This is a genomic window from Rhizobium sp. Root1203 (genome assembly GCF_001424945.1).
Taxonomy (GTDB): Bacteria; Pseudomonadota; Alphaproteobacteria; order Rhizobiales; family Rhizobiaceae; genus Rhizobium.
Genome location: NZ_LMCW01000021.1, coordinates 1 through 15,058 on the forward strand (window position 1 = coordinate 1; position 15,058 = coordinate 15,058).

14 protein-coding genes and 1 pseudogene are annotated in these 15,058 nt (G+C 59.0%); 7 read left to right on the top strand and 8 right to left on the bottom strand.

Features of this window, described 5'->3' with window-relative positions; all coding sequences use genetic code 11:
- Positions 1 to 130: 130 nt before the first annotated feature.
- Positions 131 to 553: pseudogene (locus tag ASC97_RS19910) on the top strand (transposase); the annotation flags it as partial.
- Positions 554 to 1,080: 527 nt separating this feature from the next.
- Here the strand turns inward: ASC97_RS19910 and kdgD are convergent.
- The 3 genes from kdgD to ASC97_RS19925 all read right to left on the bottom strand — a co-directional run bounded on the left by kdgD (position 1,081) and on the right by ASC97_RS19925 (position 3,808).
- A complete protein-coding gene (gene kdgD / locus ASC97_RS19915) occupies positions 1,081 to 2,004 on the bottom strand; it encodes a 5-dehydro-4-deoxyglucarate dehydratase (RefSeq protein WP_057470092.1) in 924 nt (307 codons plus the stop codon).
- 47 nt (positions 2,005 to 2,051) lie between these two features.
- Positions 2,052 to 3,032 (bottom strand): mannonate dehydratase, encoded by a 981-nt coding sequence (locus tag ASC97_RS19920; RefSeq protein WP_057470093.1) that lies wholly within the window; start codon positions 3,030 to 3,032, stop codon positions 2,052 to 2,054.
- 65 nt (positions 3,033 to 3,097) lie between these two features.
- Positions 3,098 to 3,808, bottom strand: coding sequence for a FadR/GntR family transcriptional regulator (locus tag ASC97_RS19925; protein WP_057470147.1), 711 nt, complete (start codon positions 3,806 to 3,808; stop codon positions 3,098 to 3,100).
- 122 nt (positions 3,809 to 3,930) lie between these two features.
- Here ASC97_RS19925 and ASC97_RS19930 point away from each other — a divergent pair, with 122 nt between their 5' ends.
- From ASC97_RS19930 to ASC97_RS19950, 5 genes are read left to right on the top strand one after another with little or no spacing between them, the layout of a single operon-like run.
- The gene (locus ASC97_RS19930; RefSeq protein WP_057470094.1) at positions 3,931 to 5,526 is read left to right on the top strand and encodes an ABC transporter substrate-binding protein; all 1,596 of its coding nucleotides are present in this window, start codon (positions 3,931 to 3,933) and stop codon (positions 5,524 to 5,526) included.
- 15 nt (positions 5,527 to 5,541) lie between these two features.
- Entirely contained in the window at positions 5,542 to 6,570 is a 1,029-nt protein-coding gene (locus ASC97_RS19935) for an ABC transporter permease (RefSeq protein ID WP_057470095.1), read from the top strand.
- A complete protein-coding gene (locus ASC97_RS19940) occupies positions 6,567 to 7,469 on the top strand; it encodes an ABC transporter permease (RefSeq protein ID WP_057470096.1) in 903 nt (300 codons plus the stop codon). The genes ASC97_RS19935 and ASC97_RS19940 overlap by 4 nt, the downstream gene beginning before the upstream one ends.
- Complete coding sequence (locus tag ASC97_RS19945) at positions 7,456 to 8,301, top strand: ABC transporter ATP-binding protein (protein ID WP_057470097.1); 846 nt, start codon at positions 7,456 to 7,458, stop codon at positions 8,299 to 8,301. Before ASC97_RS19940 ends, ASC97_RS19945 begins: the two co-directional genes overlap by 14 nt.
- Positions 8,298 to 9,035 carry an ABC transporter ATP-binding protein gene (locus tag ASC97_RS19950; protein WP_057470098.1) on the top strand — a complete coding sequence of 246 codons (738 nt, stop codon included), beginning with the start codon at positions 8,298 to 8,300 and terminating at the stop codon, positions 9,033 to 9,035. The genes ASC97_RS19945 and ASC97_RS19950 overlap by 4 nt, the downstream gene beginning before the upstream one ends.
- A gap of 356 nt (positions 9,036 to 9,391) precedes the next feature.
- On the opposite strand, the gene ASC97_RS19960 is transcribed toward ASC97_RS19950, so the two are convergent.
- Positions 9,392 to 10,381, bottom strand: a complete 990-nt coding sequence (locus tag ASC97_RS19960; protein WP_057470100.1) for a zinc-dependent alcohol dehydrogenase family protein — start codon at positions 10,379 to 10,381, stop codon at positions 9,392 to 9,394.
- Between the two features lie 30 nt (positions 10,382 to 10,411).
- Between ASC97_RS19960 and ASC97_RS19965 the strand changes: the two genes are divergently transcribed.
- Entirely contained in the window at positions 10,412 to 11,383 is a 972-nt protein-coding gene (locus tag ASC97_RS19965; RefSeq protein WP_443216761.1) for a LysR substrate-binding domain-containing protein, read from the top strand.
- Positions 11,384 to 11,711: 328 nt separating this feature from the next.
- Here the strand turns inward: ASC97_RS19965 and ASC97_RS19970 are convergent, their stop codons facing one another.
- From ASC97_RS19970 to ASC97_RS19985, 4 genes are read right to left on the bottom strand one after another with little or no spacing between them, the layout of a single operon-like run.
- Positions 11,712 to 12,482: a pyrroline-5-carboxylate reductase gene (locus ASC97_RS19970; protein WP_057470102.1), complete on the bottom strand. Its 771-nt coding sequence runs from the start codon at positions 12,480 to 12,482 to the stop codon at positions 11,712 to 11,714.
- Positions 12,483 to 12,484: 2 nt separating this feature from the next.
- The gene (locus tag ASC97_RS19975; RefSeq protein WP_057470103.1) at positions 12,485 to 13,240 is read right to left on the bottom strand and encodes an SDR family NAD(P)-dependent oxidoreductase; all 756 of its coding nucleotides are present in this window, start codon (positions 13,238 to 13,240) and stop codon (positions 12,485 to 12,487) included.
- Between the two features lie 14 nt (positions 13,241 to 13,254).
- Entirely contained in the window at positions 13,255 to 14,004 is a 750-nt protein-coding gene (locus tag ASC97_RS19980; protein WP_057470104.1) for an SDR family NAD(P)-dependent oxidoreductase, read from the bottom strand.
- Between the two features lie 18 nt (positions 14,005 to 14,022).
- Complete coding sequence (locus ASC97_RS19985; protein WP_057470105.1) at positions 14,023 to 15,057, bottom strand: proline racemase family protein; 1,035 nt, start codon at positions 15,055 to 15,057, stop codon at positions 14,023 to 14,025.
- Between the last annotated feature and the right edge of the window lies 1 nt (position 15,058).

The window sequence follows — 15,058 nt, forward strand, 5'->3', positions numbered from 1 at the left end:
TGTAAATTATGGACCTCATAATTAAAAGAGCATCAAGACGTGCGCTCGATGCTGGACCGACTGGCGCGCTCGATCTTGTCTCAGCCGGCCATTGACGCCCGGTCGCTGAGGAAGCGTTCGAAAACAATGACGGAACGTCCTGGCACATGCCGGAAAGAGCGGCAGGCGGGTGGTATCCGCCTTCATCGCAACGGCGTTTGCCCAAGAGACGCCGGAGACAGCCAGCGCTCAGTGGCGCAGYGTCGCCGATCAGATCAGACCGAAAGTGCCCAAGCTYGCCACCATCATGGACGACGCTGAAGAGGACGTGCTCGCCYATATGACCTTCCCGAAAGAGCACCGGGCAAAACTCCACTCGACGAATCCAATTGAACGTCTCAACGGCGAAATCAAACGCTTTCCGAACGACGAAGCCATCGTCCGTCTCGTCGGTGCACTGCTGCTCGAACAGAATGATGAATGGGCCGTCCAACGCGCAAGGTATATGACGCTTGAGACGATGGCCCAAATGAGCGATGATCCGCAAATCAGTCTGCCCGCTGTGGCACGCTGATATCCCCTCCGACCCGACGTCGGAAAGCACGGCAATCAGCCGTCAGCTACANCAAATGAGCGATGATCCGCAAATCAGTCTGCCCGCTGTGGCACGCTGATATCCCCTCCGACCCGACGTCGGAAAGCACGGCAATCAGCCGTCAGCTACACCACTCCCATGGACACGATCGCAGAGAACGACCCAATCTCGAACGTGTTGCTCCCGTCCCGCTGAGTGCGGTTTGTTTTCCGCACCGCCACGAGGACGCGATGCTCAAAGGGGTAATCGCGCGGGCGCGTCTATCTGTCCAACGCGACAGCGGATGAGGTAAATTTCTAGGTTCATACCGGTAGACCGACGCCGTTCATTTTCATGGCATGGCGTTCAGGGCCTCATTGAAGCGGTGGCGTTCGCTTCAATGAGGTCATGAACGCCGACAAACATGGTGCGGCCAATCGTCGAAGCCGCTCGCCGATGAACTCGTCTACACGGCCTGATAAAGCCGTCCGCATTAGCGCGGACAGGCAATTGCAGCGACTGCGGCCTTATTCCGCCGCCAATTTCGCAACGTCGTTGGCTTCGATAATCGCTTCCAGGACCGAAATCTCCTCGGCCGTGAGATCCGTCAGCGGCGCACGCACAGCACCGGGATCACGGCCGATCACCTTCAGCCCGGCTTTGATGATCGAGACCGCGTAACCTTTCTTGCGATTGCGCAGCGCCACGAAGGGGAAGAAGAAATCCTTCAGGATCTGGTCAACGGTCTTCTGCTCGCCGGCCCGAAGAGCCCTGTAGAAGCGTTGCGAAAGTGCCGGCACGAAGTTGAAGACCGCCGAGGAATACGTGGTGACGCCGGCGGCAAAATACGCCTGCGCGTAGACTTCGTGGGTCGGCATGCCGCCGACATAGACCAACCTGTCGCCGATCTTGGTCGTGATCTCGATGACCCGATCGACGTCACCGACGCCGTCCTTGAAGCCGATCAGATTGGGGCACGCATCACACAGGCGCGCAATACTGTCAGCCGAAAGAATCGCGTTGTCTCTGTTGTAAACAATCACACCGATCCCGACCGACTGGCAGACGGCCTTCACATGGGCGACAAGTCCGGCCTGTTCGGCAAACATCAGATAGGGCGGCAGCAGAAGAAGACCGTCTGCGCCGGCTTTCTCCGCCGAGCGCGCGATCTCCACGGCTAGCGACGTGCCGTAACCGGTACCCGAAATAATCGGTGTCTTGCCGGCCCCCGCTTTTGCGGCGCGAATGACCAAGGGAACCTCGGAGGGGTTGAGCGAGAAGAATTCGCCCGTACCCCCAGCGGCGAACAGAGCGCTCGCATCGTAGCCTGCGAGCCATTCAACATGTTCGCGGTAGGCGGCTTCGTTGAACTTGTTTTCGCTATCGAAATGCGTGACCGGGAAGGAGAGCAGGCCGTCGCCCACGGCTTTCTTGATGGCGTTGGGATCCATGTCATTTTCCTTGAAAAAAATCGTATCGAAAGATTGGGCGGCGGCGGTCAGATGTGACCGGTTTCCATAGCCTCGAGGATCGCTGCGATGTAGCCGTAGCAGAAGCTGAAGGCGACACCGGTCGCATCGCGGCCGCTGATGCGCGGCACGTGGTCCGGCATGACCATGTATTTGTAGCCGACCTCCTTGTAGACCTTCAGCGACCGGACCATGTCCATGTCACCTTCGTCCGGGAAGGTCTCCATGAAGGACAGCTTGCCGCCACTGATATTGCGAAAGTGCAGGTTGAAGATCTTGCCGCGGGTTCCGAACCAGCGGATGATGTCGTCGATCTCCTCGCGCGGGTTGTCGAGCATCTCGCCGATCGACCCCTGGCAGAAATTCAGGCCGTGATAGGGGCTCTCGCGCATCTGCACGAACTTTTTCAAGCCATCGACAGTGCCAAGGACCCGCGTGACGCCACGATAGCCCGGCGGCGTATAGGGATCGTGCGGATGGCAGGCGAGGCGAACGCGGTTGCTTTCGGCGACCGGCACGACACGCTCGAGGAAATAGTCGATGCGCTCCCAGTTATCATCTTCGGAGAGGACGCCTGCGAGGCCGGGCGCGGCGTGTTGATCGGCCCTGTCCCAGCGGAATGCCTCGTTGAGCGAGCCGCCGCGGCCCACTTCAAGCTCGGTGCGCGGAATGCCGATGAGATTGAGATTGTATTTGGTCGCGGGAATGCCGGCCTTCGCGCAGTTCTCGATCATCCGGCAGACGGCATCGATCTGGCGGTCGCGCTCCGGGCCGGCCAGAAGGATATCGGGATAGGAAGCGTTTTCGATCGGCTTGGATGGCAGAGGAAGCTGGATCATGTCGAGAACAAGACCGAAGCTCTCGACACGGTCGCGGTGGCGCTCGAGATCCTCCAATGTCCAGCTCGATGGCGCGCCTTGGGGATCGGCCGAAACATGCTTTACGCCCAGCTGGGCAAAAACTCGAAAATCATCATCGTCGCGTGCGGCGACCTGGGTTCCCAAATACACGATTAATCTCCCATCATTCAAACTATATCATATGACATAATATGAATTTTGGATCTTGTCGAGCCTCATTGCTGTTCTGCGAGCATCCTGTAGCGCCGCTGGCTCGCCATCATATGAGCGCGCATGGCCTGTCTCGCCCTGTCCGGATCCTGCTCGGCAATGGCTGCGAGGATCTCGCCATGCTCGGCATGAACCTTCTCGAGATAGGCACGGTCGTTGGCTTCAGGCAAGGTTGGAAACTGGCCACGCGGGATCGCCCGGGGTCCAAAGTGACGCAGCGCGTCGATATAGAATCGATTGTTCGATGCGCTGGCTATCGCCGTGTGGAACTCGTAGTCGGCCTCGACGGTGGGCTCGCCGCTCTCGATGCGTTGCGCCATTTTCCGGTTGGCCGCCCTGATTGCGGCTTCCTGCTCGGCTGTCCTTCGATAGGCGGCAATGGCGGCTGCTTCTCCCTCAACAGCCATGCGAAACTCCAGCAATTCCAGCGTTTCTGGAATACTCTTCGCCTCGACAGGGGTCAGGATCAAGCCGCCATGCGCCTTGGGATCGGACACGAAGACCCCCTTGCCTTGAATGGGACGGACGAAGCCAGCAGCGCGCAGGTCGGCGATTGCCTCGCGCACCACCGTGCGGCTGACGCCGAAGGCTGCTTCGAGCTGCGGCTCGGTCGGGAGCTGATCTCCCTCGCGCAGTTTTCCCGTTTCGATCTGAAGTCGCAGTTGGTCGATAACCTGCTGCGCCAGGCGCTGTCTGCCGCGCGTGCCCACCACCATTTCGTCAATCCCCATTTTCTTCATCCTCGTCCGTATGGCGCTTGCAAACGTCTGCGAAAAGTCATAATACGACATACGGACGACATATTATGTCTTGTATAGTAACTCAGGGAGGAGTTGCAATGAAGCATTTTTCCAGAAGCCTTTTTGTCGGTGTCGCATTCTGCGCCCTCACTTTGGCGGCGCCTTCGCTCAAGGCGGCGACGCCTTCCGATCAGCTGGTGATCGGAACCTCGCTTGCGCAGGTGCTTTCGCTTGACCCGCAGCAGGCGACCGAGGCCAAGGCCAACGAAATCATGTCGAACCTGTACGACCGGCTGGTCGCCTCGACACCCGACGGCAAGATCGTGCCGCAGCTTGCCGAAAGCTGGCAGGTTGACGACAAGGGGATCACGTTCAAGCTGCGGGAAGCGAGCTTCGCCTCGGGAAATCCGGTGACATCCAAGGACGTCGTCTATTCGCTCGGCCGCCTGCTCAAGCTCGATCAGGCCGCGGCGGCAAACCTGAAGCGCGTCGGCTATTCGAAGGACAACGTCGATCAACTGGTCAAAGCCATCGATGACAAGACCGTCCGTATCGAGCTTTCGGGCGATGTGACCTCCGAGCTTTTGCTGTACCGCCTCGCCATGGTCATTGCGAGCGTCGTCGACAGCGTCGAAGTCCAGAAGCATGTCGCCAACGACGACTATGGCAACGCCTGGCTCAGAACCCATTCGGCCGGCTCTGGACCATTCACGTTGAACCGCTGGACACCCAACGAGCTGGTCATCCTCGACGCGAACAAGACCTATGTGGCCGGTCCGCCGAAGATGCGCCGTGTCATCGTCCGCCATGTTCCCGAAAGTCAGGTCGAGCGTCTGATGCTGGAGCGCGGTGACATCGACATCGCGAGCGCGCTGACGGCATCGGATCTTGCGACCTTCGACAACATGAAGGGCTTCGAGATCCAGCGTGTGCCGACCGGCGGATTCTACGTTCTATCGATGAATGCCGGTAACAAGTATCTGTCGAACCCGAAGGTGCGCGAAGCCATCGCCTACGGGATTGATTACCAAGGTATCGAGAAGACCATCATGGGGCCTTACGGACGTGCGCGTACAGTGCCGGTCCCGGTAAACTTCGAGTATGCAATTCCAAGCCCTGACTGGCACCTCGATATTGCCAAGGCGAAAGAGCTTCTCGCCGAAGCCGGTTTCAAGGATGGATTTACGGTCAATCTGAAGACCATCGCCCAGACGCCGCGCATCGACCTCGCCACGGCAATCCAGGCCTCGCTTGCGCAGATCGGCATCAAGGTCGACATTCAGCAGGGCAACGGATCCGATATCATCGCGGCCCATCGCGCGCGCAATTTCGATCTCCTCATTCCGCAGACAGGCGCCTACATGCCGAATGTGCTTGGAGCAATGGAGCAGTTTGCATCCAATCCCGACAATTCTCTCGAGGCAAACAATGCCGGCAATTTCGTCTGGCGCTCGGCATGGGATATTCCCGAGCTGACGGGGCTGACGGCAAAGGCTTCGCTCGAGCCTGACCCGAAGAAACGCGGAGAGCTCTATGTCGAGATGCAGAAGATGTTCGTCGAGCAAAAGCCGGCGGTTTTGCCGATGTTCGAGCGCTTCGAGCCCATCGTGCTGAATAGCAAGGTCCAAGGCTATGTCGGGCATCCGAGCCAGACGACGCGACTTGAAGGTGTGACGAAAGCCGAGACCGATTAAGCAAGGTCGCCGATCATGAAGGAACTATCCGTAAAGGAACTGGCGCGGCGGCTTGGACACCTCGTCGCCAGCCTGTTCATCCTGCTGTGCGTCACTTTCGTGATCGGCCGCATCCTGCCTGCCGATCCTGTCGGAGCCATCGTCGGGGAACTCGCAGACCCCGCCGCCTATGCCGCCATGCGCGAAAAACTCGGTCTGGACCTGCCAATCTACCAGCAGTTCCTCATCTATCTGAACGGCATGGCGCATGGCGATTTCGGAACTGCCGTGCTGACGGGCAATCCGGTCTCGGCCGATCTTGCCCAGGCATTCCCGGCGACCTTCGAACTTGCCACCCTGGCGATCCTGATCTCGACGTTCCTCGGCGTCCCACTCGGTCTGACGGCGGCGCTCTTTCGGGACACTTTCATCGACAAGATCGCCCGTGTCGTGGCCCTGGTCGGCCATTCCATTCCTGTATTCTGGTTCGGGATCGTCGGCCTGGTGATCTTCTATGCCGGGCTGAATTGGGTCGGGGGCCCGGGACGCGTCGACGTCTTTTACGAGGGCATGGTGACGCCGCAGACCGGCCTCTTGCTGGTCGACAGCCTGCTGCAGGGGGAGACGGAGATCTTCTGGAATGCGCTCTCGCACATCATCCTTCCCGCCGTCATCCTGGCCTATGCCGCCATGGCCTACATCACCCGTATGACCCGGAGCTTCACCCTGGAGCAGTTGAGCCAGGACTATGTGATTGCTGCTCGCGCCAAGGGCGTTGGGCCGGCTCGCACGGTGATCGGCCACGTCCTGCCGAATATCGCCGTGCAGTTGATCACCATCCTGGCGATTTCCTATGGCGGCCTTCTGGAAGGCGCGGTGGTGACGGAGATCGTCTTTTCCTGGCCCGGTATTGGCCAGTACATGACGAACGCCCTGATGATCGGCGACATGAACGCCGTCGTTGCAGGCACCATCATCATCGGCTTCATCTTCATGTTCCTCAATTTCATTGCGGACATCGCTTATGCGATATTCGATCCGCGAACCCGGGAGGCTGCACAATGAGCGACGCGATCCAAACCGATCTCGCCCTGCGTCCACCGAGCCTACCTGCGCGGATTTCGGCTTCAACTATGCGGATCGTCTCGAGGCTCGGGCGCGAGCCGCTCGGCATGGCGGGCTTCATCATCCTGTCGCTCCTCTGCCTTGTCGCTGTCCTCGCACCTCTTCTCGCGCCCTATGATCCCAACATCCAGGTTCTGTCCGACGCGTTGCAGCCGCCGAGTGCGGCGCATTGGGCGGGAACGGACGAGTTCGGCCGCGATATCCTGAGCCGCCTTATCTACGGAACGCGGATCAACATCCAGACGGTTCTTTCCATCTCTCTGATCGTCGGCCCGATCGGTCTTCTGATCGGTGTCGTCGCCGGCTTCTTCGGCGGCCGGACAGACGCGATCCTTATGCGGGCAACCGACATCGTGCTCTCCTTTCCCTCGCTGATCCTGGCGCTGGCCTTTGCCGCCGCACTAGGCGCAGGACTGACGACCGCAATCATCGCGATTTCACTGACGGCGTGGCCACCAATCGCACGCCTGGCGCGTGCCGAGGCACTTGTCGTCAGGAACGCCGACTATGTCGCGGCGGCCCGCCTTTATGGCGCTTCGCCCTTGCGAATCCTGTTCGTCTACATTGCTCCCATGTGCATCCCGTCGGTGATCGTGCGCGTGACTCTGAACATGGCCGGGATCATTCTAACGGCGGCGTCACTTGGCTTCCTCGGTCTGGGTGCGCAGCCTCCAGCACCCGAATGGGGTGCGATGATCTCGAGCGGGCGCAAGTTCATGCTGGACTATTGGTGGGTTGCAGTGATGCCCGGTGTTGCCATCCTGGTCACCAGTCTTGCCTTCAACGTCGCAGGTGACGCGCTTCGCGACATTCTGGATCCTCGCCATGCCAGATCTTGATATGAAGCCAGTCCTCTCCGTCAGAGACTTGAACGTCAGCTTCGGCCAAAGCGCTGTTCCTGCCGTCTCTCATGTAAGCTTTGATGTTGGTCGCGAGCGCGTCGGCATCGTCGGCGAGTCCGGCTCGGGGAAATCGACGACTGGGCGGGCGATCATGCGCCTGCTGCCGGCAGGCGCTACAATCTCGGCAGGCCGTCTCGAACTCGACGGCAATCCTCTCCTGTCCCTGTCCGAGCGGCAAATGGGAAAGATACGCGGCAAGGATATCGCGCTTATCATGCAGGACCCGCGATATTCGCTCAATCCGGTCCTGACGGTTGGAAAGCAGATCGCCGAAGCGGCCCGCCTGCATCTCAATCTGCGCGGCGGCGCGGCGACCGCTGCGGCCAAAGCCATGCTCCAGCGGGTTCGGATCACGGACGCGGAACGTGTGTTGGCACAATATCCACACCAGATCTCCGGTGGAATGGGCCAGCGTGTGATGATTGCCATGATGCTTCTTGCCAAGCCGAAACTCGTGATAGCCGACGAGCCAACCTCCGCGCTGGATGTCAGCGTCCGGAAGGATGTGCTGACGCTGCTGGACGAGCTGGTCCGGGAAAACAATTCCGGCCTGCTGCTGATCAGCCATGATATTCGCATGGTCTCGGCATTCTGCGAGCGGATCATTGTCATGTATGCCGGGCGCATCGTCGAGACGCTGACGCGGCTAGAGGATGCAAAACATTCCTACACAAAGGGGCTGATCGCGGCGCTGCCTGACCCGAGGCATCCGGTGCGACGTCTTGCGGTTCTCGACCGTTCTAAAATCGACCTGGAGCAGGCAAGATGATCGAAGTGCGCGGTCTCGACGTCACATTCTCGTCCGGCAAACAGCAAAACCATGTCGTCAAGGATGTCAGCTTCAGCGTGGCTCGTGGCGAAACGCTCGGCATCGTCGGTGAATCGGGCTGCGGCAAGTCCACCGTCCTGCGATGCCTGTCGGGCATGGAAAGAGGGTGGTCGGGAGAAATCAGGCTTGCGGGCAGGACTGTCGGCAAATCAAGAAGCCTCGATGACCTGAAATGCGCCCAGATGGTGTTCCAGGATCCCTACGGCTCGCTGCACCCACGCCACCGGATCGGGACCGCGCTGGCAGAGCCTTTACGGGCGATGGGTAGACCGGAGATTTGGCAAACCGTGGAACGGTCTCTTCAGCAGGTCGGCCTGCCGGCTGCATTCTCGAACCGTTTCCCACACGAACTTTCGGGCGGTCAGCGCCAGCGCGTCGCAATCGCAAGAGCGCTGATCCTGTCGCCGCCCATCCTGCTTCTCGACGAGCCGACCTCGGCGCTCGATGTCTCGATACAGGCGGAAGTGCTCAATCTGCTGGCGGACCAACGTGATGAGAGGGAACTGACCTATCTCCTCGTCAGTCACGATCTCGCCGTGATCGCGCATATGTGCGATCGCGTTCTGATCATGAAGAATGGTCGTTTCATTGACGAACTCTCGAAACGGGATCTCGAGACCGGCACGACGCATGACGCCTATTCGCGTGAATTGTTCGAAGCAAGCTACATATAACGGGACGGCACGTCACGCTTGAAGGACGAGCACAGGCCAGGGCCAGCGAAACAAATCCAGCCGAAGCGGGCGGGTGTCCCACCCCGAGTTTTCCGTTTTACGGCCGGATCCCCAATCCGTCGCCGCTCCAGCAGCCAGCACCCAGCCGCCGCGCCAGCCCTTTTGCGCCGGCTGCGGAGCGATGTGCCTTAATGTGGGTAGCTCGATCGCCATCGTTCCCCACACACCGCTATGTCCGGTGAGCGCCTCCAAAATGCCGAACCAGACGCGCAACAAGCTCAGCCCGGTGAAACCCAAGTTCGGCAGGGAGTCTGTTTCCCTGCCGAACTTGTCAGCGGTACGGCCCTTGCCTTGCCCTAGACCGTTACAACCACTTTTCCCAGATGTTGGTTTGTCTCAAGGAACCGGTGCGCCTCTGCGATTTCTTCAAAGGCGAATGTCTTTGCGATCACCGGTTTCAAAGCACCTGAGACGAGGGCGCTAATGACGAAGTTCTTCGCTTTGTCCAAACGGACAGGATCTCGAACGATTTCGTGAACAAGATATCCCTTCAATATCAGGCTCTTCGAAAGTACAGGCCCCACCGGAAAAGGCGTTGGGTGCGGACTTAATCCGCCGTATTCGATCAGAATGCCACCCACAGCCATTGAGGTCGTGATAGCCGTAAAGGCGGGACCCGCGACGGGATCAAACACAACCCGAAATCCACTTTCCCCACCTGCGGCGATCAGTTGAGCTTGGAAATCATCGTCTTCCGAGAAGATCACATCGTAAGCACCAGCCTCTCGGAGCGCCCGCGCCTTAGCTCCGCCACGGGTAACCGCTACCGGGCGAGCGCCTACCAGGTTGGCGATCTGGATGGCCGCAAGTCCAACGCTGCTGGATGCAGCAGTGATCAGGACGGGTTCATTTGCGCTCACTGAAGCAATGTCAATCAGCGCGCCGTATGCCGTCAGGTATTGCATCCAGCTTGCTGCTGCTACCTCAAAGCTGATCGACGAGGGATGCCTGACTACCAGATGCGCCGGAAAAATCGCCATCTCCCCATACGCCGGCCATCGTTCCATGGACACGGAGGGAATCACGCTGACTCTGTCGCCGGGTGAAAGTCCCTCGACGTCAGCACCGATCTCGTCAACAAACCCCGCTGCTTCAAGTCCCAACCCACTGGGAAGGGAAGGTGTCTGGATGTAGGTGCCGGAGCGCATCAGAATATCCGCACGATTCACGCCGATGGCCTTGACCCGGATACGCACTTCGCCCGGACCTGGCGCAGTAGGGGCAATGTCTTCGATGCGCAGGACTTCTGGTCCGCCGATTTCATGGAAACGTACTATTCGTGACATGGTAACTCCTTATATGCATTTTCGAATTGGTTGATCGCAGATTGCAAATGCTTGAAAAATGCCCTTACTGGCAATTCTCACGAAACTAGGAGTTTCGAATTGGACCGGGTTGCGAGCATGACAGCATTTGTTAGGGCGGTAGAAACCGGCTCTTTTGCTCAGGCCGCCGATATACTTGGGCTCTCCGCTCCCATGGTGGGAAAACACGTCCATTCGCTGGAGCAGCGTCTGGGGGTGCGCTTGATCAATCGCACGACCAGGCGTCAATCACTCACCGAGGCCGGCCGCGTGTATTACGACCAATGCCGGACTATTCTGGCCGATATCGACGCGGCCGAAACCGCGGCCTCGGAAGACCTTGCCGCGCCGCAAGGCAGACTACGCGTTACGATGCCAAGCTTGCTCGGTCGGGTCTGTATTGCACCTATCCTGCTGCGGATGGCTGTTGACCTTCCCAGGCTTAAACTCGAAATGTCGTTCAGCGATGATATAGTTGATCTCGACGACTATGATTTGGCGATCCGGAGTCTGGGCGAACACCACGATGGCGTTGCCGGGGGCGCTGGCATGATGACACGCCGTCTATCGACCCATCAGATGCTCATATGCGCCTCGCCAACTTATCTGGCCGAGCGAGGGGAGGCGATAGATCATGCCGGCATCACCGCTCATGAGACTATCGCATTCGGCAGAATTGCGCGGCCACAGAGATGGCGGTTCACCAATGAGGATGGAATTCCGATCGAGATTGAGCCGCACGGACGTTTCGTGATGGACGATCTTGCAGCGATTGCGGACGCGGCTGCGGCAGGACGCGGCCTCGCGTGGCTGCCGAGTTGGCTGGTTCGCAAGCGCATTGAGGACGGAGAGCTTGTATCTGTTCCCTTTTTAGGCCGGAGCTACTCCTATCACAACCACGCTCTCTGGCACAAAGACGTACTGACCGCCAAGATCCGGATTGCCCTGGATCATCTGGCTCTCGAGCTGCCCCGCCTCATGTAACTCGATCTTCATATATTAATATCGTCGTTCGTCTTGGTGCCTTCAATCTGGTGCCCCGGTTGGAAATTGGCCGTTGTTTATTCACGAGCGGATCAAGAACGAGGCGATCGACCCTGGCGTGATCCGGCGCAAAGCCCTAGGAGCCTACTCCACATCGCTCAACCAATCTCCGCCCCTCGACCAACGTCGCGACAATGAATCAGCCAAACAGCGCGGGCGCAACCTTATTGAGTACGGACCGTAGGGCATCGGCGCCAGTACTGCTTGATGTGGTTCATGAGGACAGCCCGGGAATATTTCAGCCGTTCCGGCCGCTATCGCTTAGAACCTATTTCTTGATACGAGCAAGAACCCCTTCCAGCGCGTCGATCAACGCCACCGACCCGCCGTTTTCGTGGAACCCCTTGAAGACTTGCTCATTCAGTCCGCCTATCGTCGAGAAATCGCGCCGAAGCTGATCGTAGCTGATGGAGGGAGATCTCGCCGCAACTTGTGACAGGCTTCCGAAAAGCTGCGTGAGATAGGCGCGTGCCTTGTGTTCCGGCATGCCGTGCGATTCCATCCAGCCCGAGATGTTCTCCATCAAGCCGTAGTAAGTACCCATCATGGCACTTGCTGCAGCGAGAACATCGAACTCATCCTGATCGTCGCTTTCGATCGCTTGACCGATTGCCCCGAAAAGCTTCGATGCCGCCGAGTTCGCCGGAAATATTGCAGTCACCCCTTCCCGGTATGAAACGAATGGGAGCGGTATGGCACGGACAATCTGCGCCGCATCATATCCAGTCCAGCCTGAAAGCATCTCGTGGCTCGTCGCAGCGATCACGCTTATCAGCGTCCGACCGGGCGGGATGCTGATAGATGTGAGCACATCCTCTGCGATCTGAGGTCGTACCGCGAGTACGAGCACTTCCGCTTCGTCGGCTACGGCCTGGTTGCTTGTGGCAACCCGTACCTGGGAAAACCTCTCGGCAAGACTTGAAGCAAGATCAGCATTCCTTGGCGAAACAATCACCCCCGACACCGGGAGGGCCGATGACATCATGCCCTCGATCATGGCAGCAGTGATGGTACCTGTTCCGATAAAGCCGTATATCATTTTCAAGCCACCGCCTGTGCCCCAGTGATCTCTACCAATGATCCGCACATGAACGCGGCCTCATCGGAAGCCAAAAACGCGACCAACGCCGCTACCTCATCAGGTTTTCCGATGCGGCCGAATGGTACCATCCTATCAAGATCGGCAATTGTGCGACCCGACCGTTTAACGCCTGCTTCCAGCATCGGCGTATGGATCTCGCCCGGGCAAACAGCGTTCACGCGAATCTTGTCTGGAGCATAGTCCCGTGCGAGGTTCTGCGTGAAGGCGGCGACGGCCGCCTTCGTTGTGTTGTAGGCGATGTGGTTCGGAGCCGGATAAAGCCCCCACTGCGAAGCGGTGTTGACGATGGCACCGCCGCCACCTGCTATCATATGCGGAAGGGTGGCGCGGCAAAGATGGAACATCGAGTCGAGATTCACTGTGAAGCTGATGTTCCAGTCCTCGTCGGATAGAGAGAGCAGGTTTCCACGACGGTTTATTCCCGCATTGTTGACAAGAATGTCGATTCGCTCGTTGAGCGCAAAAGCTCTCTCCACAAGTTCAAAACAGGATTCTTTCTTTGAAATGTCCGCCGCAATGACGCTAGCCACGCCACCTTCCGCTTCGATTCCCTTGGCCACTTCCCGAGCGGCCTCTTCGTTTACGTCAGTGACGACAACGAGCGCACCCTCGGCCGATAGACGGCGCGCGATGGCAGAACCAATACCACCGCCGGCACCCGTAACAATCGCAACTTTATTCTCAAACCGCTTCATGGAGATATTCCTCGTTATCTGATGTAGCTGCCGCCGTTGACATCCAGCGTCGCGCCATTGAGCGACGCCTGCCCCGGACGTAGAACGAACGCGACCAGCTCTGCGACCTCGTTCGGCGCGGCCATCTCGCCGATCGGGATGTCCGCCACTGCGGCGGCCTTTCCGTGTGTTGCGATGAACTCTTCCGCCATGTCCGTGCGAACCCAACCGGGCGCAATCGCGATCGCCGTCACGCCATCGGCACCAAAGCTGCGGGCGATCGATTTGGTCAGATTGACGAGTGCCGCCTTGGTCGCCCCATACGGCATCGCATCGGCGGCATATCCACGCTGCGCGGCGCGACTTGCGATGTTGACGATGCGTCCCCCGCCGTTCTCCTTGAAGTGCCGGATTGCTTCCTTCGACAAATCGGCGGCAGCGAAGAAATTGATCTGAAATTCCCTTTGCCAAGCAGATTTCCAGTCAGAAGGCGTTGCTTCGATCGAAATCTCGGTACGGATCCCGGCATTGTTTACGAGCGCATTGATGCGTCCCGCCGCAGCAACTGATTTCTCCCAGAGATCGAACGCACCCTGATCCGACGACAGATCGGCTTGCATGATCCAACCCTTGCCGCCGACTTCGGACAGCAACGCCTCGGCACCTGCCTTGTCCCGACCATAGTGGATAATTGGCCGGGCGCCTTCAGCAGCGAGCTGCCTGACGATCGCCGCGCCAATGCCCCCTGAGGCACCAGTCACGAGTATGGTTTGCCCTTCCAGCATGGTGGTCACGTTCTCATCCTATTTCAAAAGGCCGACTTGCGGCCCCCAGGTATCCGATAGCGCAAAGCCCGTCATGAACGGGTCATCATTTTCGACACGCAGTTCGGTGCGACCATAAACAAAGCCGCGTCCCGTGATGCGCGGAAGAACGGCCATGCGGCCTCCAATCTCCGTCTCTCCGATCGCTTCGGCTAGAAACTCACCGCCGATGATCGATCTGGACGTGCGGGCGTCGCCTACTTGGACGAGACCGCGCGCATGAAGGGTAGCGAGGTTTGCGGAGCTTCCCGTTCCGCATGGAGAGCGGTCGACGCGTCCCGGCTGGAGCGTGGTGCAGGTGCGTACAGCGCCATCCGGTTCCTTGTCACGGAACATGACGTAGGCGATCTCGTCCACGCCCGGCAGCGTCGGATGAGAGACCAGGATCTGCTGGGCGAGGAGCCGCTTGAGCTCTATACCGGCCTCGGCCAGCGCACGAGCATTGTCGGGAATGATCGTCAGTCCGACCTGTCCGACATCCACCAAAGCGTAATAGACGCCGCCGAAGGCGATATCGACCTTAATGCGCCCCCACTCGGGAGTATCGACCTCACGGTCGAGCAACTCGGCGAAACTCGGGACGTTGTCGAGGCTGACACCGATGCAACGGTCGTTCTCGCAACGAGCACGGGCAACGATTAGTCCGGCTGGCGTATCCAGCCGGACTGTAGTCTCGGGTTCTTTCATTGGAATGCGGCCGCTCTCCAGCAGAGCCGTCACGACGCAGATGCAGTTGCTGCCGGACATCGGATGCGCACGGTCTGCCTGCAGGACTATGAAACCAGCATCGGCATCCGGTCGCGTCGGAGGGACGAGCAGGTTCACCGACATGGCGACGTTGGCGCGTGGCTCGAACGTGACGAAGCGCCGAAGGCTGTCGTCGACGTTGTTGATGTGGTTCATCTTGTCCAGCATGGTCGCTCCGGGGATCTCCGGGGCACCATCGATCAAGACGTGGCCAAGTTCGCCCTGGCAATGGACCAGCAGGAGTTCGAGATGCTTCCCGGATTCCATG

Bases quoted from the DNA above. Each gene is read 5' to 3' on its own strand.
- kdgD (WP_057470092.1), bottom strand. From the start codon at position 2,004: ATGGATCCCAACGCCATCAAGAAAGCCGTGGGCGACGGCCTGCTCTCC.
- ASC97_RS19925 (WP_057470147.1), bottom strand. From the start codon at position 3,808: ATGGTGGTGGGCACGCGCGGCAGACAGCGCCTGGCGCAGCAGGTTATC.
- ASC97_RS19930 (WP_057470094.1), top strand. From the start codon at position 3,931: ATGAAGCATTTTTCCAGAAGCCTTTTTGTCGGTGTCGCATTCTGCGCC.
- ASC97_RS19935 (WP_057470095.1), top strand. From the start codon at position 5,542: ATGAAGGAACTATCCGTAAAGGAACTGGCGCGGCGGCTTGGACACCTC.
- ASC97_RS19940 (WP_057470096.1), top strand. From the start codon at position 6,567: ATGAGCGACGCGATCCAAACCGATCTCGCCCTGCGTCCACCGAGCCTA.
- ASC97_RS19945 (WP_057470097.1), top strand. From the start codon at position 7,456: ATGCCAGATCTTGATATGAAGCCAGTCCTCTCCGTCAGAGACTTGAAC.
- ASC97_RS19950 (WP_057470098.1), top strand. From the start codon at position 8,298: ATGATCGAAGTGCGCGGTCTCGACGTCACATTCTCGTCCGGCAAACAG.
- ASC97_RS19960 (WP_057470100.1), bottom strand. From the start codon at position 10,381: ATGTCACGAATAGTACGTTTCCATGAAATCGGCGGACCAGAAGTCCTG.
- ASC97_RS19970 (WP_057470102.1), bottom strand. From the start codon at position 12,482: ATGATATACGGCTTTATCGGAACAGGTACCATCACTGCTGCCATGATC.
- ASC97_RS19975 (WP_057470103.1), bottom strand. From the start codon at position 13,240: ATGAAGCGGTTTGAGAATAAAGTTGCGATTGTTACGGGTGCCGGCGGT.
- ASC97_RS19980 (WP_057470104.1), bottom strand. From the start codon at position 14,004: ATGCTGGAAGGGCAAACCATACTCGTGACTGGTGCCTCAGGGGGCATT.
- ASC97_RS19985 (WP_057470105.1), bottom strand. From the start codon at position 15,057: ATGGAATCCGGGAAGCATCTCGAACTCCTGCTGGTCCATTGCCAGGGC.